Genomic DNA, 1,110 nt, shown 5'->3' on the forward strand with positions numbered 1-1,110 from the left:
TGGCTGGACCGGCTGCTGCCGAACGTCGACGTCGAGGGCGAGAAGCTGCACCGGGACCTGGACGGGCCCGCGCCCGCCGAGGACGAGCGGGAACTCGAACCCGCACGCGGCTGAACCACCGCACGATGCCCGGGCGCGCACGCCGACGGGTGACGTGCTGAACGGAGTCCGTCAGCTCCTCCTGGACTGCGCCGTGCCGGACCGAGAGTGCTCGGGCCGGCAGGAACGGCGACGGGACAGGGGGAGCTGACGCGTGTCTTCGTGCCCGGCGGCCGATGGTGGTGGTCCGGCGCATGTGACCTGGGCGCAAGCGGCAGCCCCGGTTGAGTACGGGGGCTCAGGCCGCGGCCGGCTCCGCCGCCGCACGATGGGAGCGACCACCCCGGACGTCCCGCCGCCGCGCGGGCCGTGGAGTACGGAGACCTCATGCTCAGCCGCCTCGCCGACATCCTGGTGCCCGCCGCCGGACGCCTGACCGTGAGCGCCGACGACGGCGCCGCGTTCGCCCCGGGCAGCATCTTCGTCGCCAACCACACCTCGACCGCGGACCCCGCGGTCGTCCTCGCCGCGCTGCACCGGCTCGGCGTCGAGCCCGTCGTCATGGCCGCGGCGGGGCTGTGGCGGGTGCCGGTGCTCGGCCGTGCCCTGGACCGGGAGGGGCACATACCGGTGCACCGGGGTGATGCCCGGGCGGGGCGCTCGCTCGATCTCGCGGCGGCGGCGCTGGGGCGCGGCCGGTCCGTGCTCATCTACGCCGAGGGGGGTCTGCCGGGGCGGCGGGACGCCCGGGAGGCGGAGCCCGGGGTGTTCCGCAGCGGGGTGGCGCGGCTCGCCGAGCGGACGGCGGCGCCCGTCGTGCCGGTGGGGCAGGCCGGGGCTCGACGCATTGCCTCCGGCGGGGTCGTGAAGCAGGTCGCGGGGGTGGTGAGTGCGCCGGTGCGGCGGCCTTGTCTGCATGTGCATGCGGGGCGGCCGCTGGTGCTCGCCGGGGACCGCGGGGTGCGGACGCGGCGGGTTCGGGAGGGGGTTGTCGTGGCGTGGCGGGTGGCTGTCGGGTGTGTCTCGGGGGTGGGGTGACGGCCCCTTGGGCGGGTGCGGCGGCGTCGTGGG

Annotated in this window: 1 protein-coding gene; it reads left to right on the top strand. The window is 76.9% G+C overall.

Annotated elements, in window-relative coordinates; genetic code table 11:
* The first annotated feature begins 426 nt into the window (after positions 1-426).
* Positions 427-1,077 carry a lysophospholipid acyltransferase family protein gene (locus GTW43_RS06945; protein WP_161300739.1) on the top strand — a complete coding sequence of 217 codons (651 nt, stop codon included), beginning with the start codon at positions 427-429 and terminating at the stop codon, positions 1,075-1,077.
* The last annotated feature ends 33 nt before the right edge of the window (positions 1,078-1,110 follow it).

It is taken from the genome of Streptomyces sp. SID5785 (genome assembly GCF_009870065.1).
In the GTDB taxonomy this organism is placed as follows: domain Bacteria; phylum Actinomycetota; class Actinomycetes; order Streptomycetales; family Streptomycetaceae; genus Streptomyces.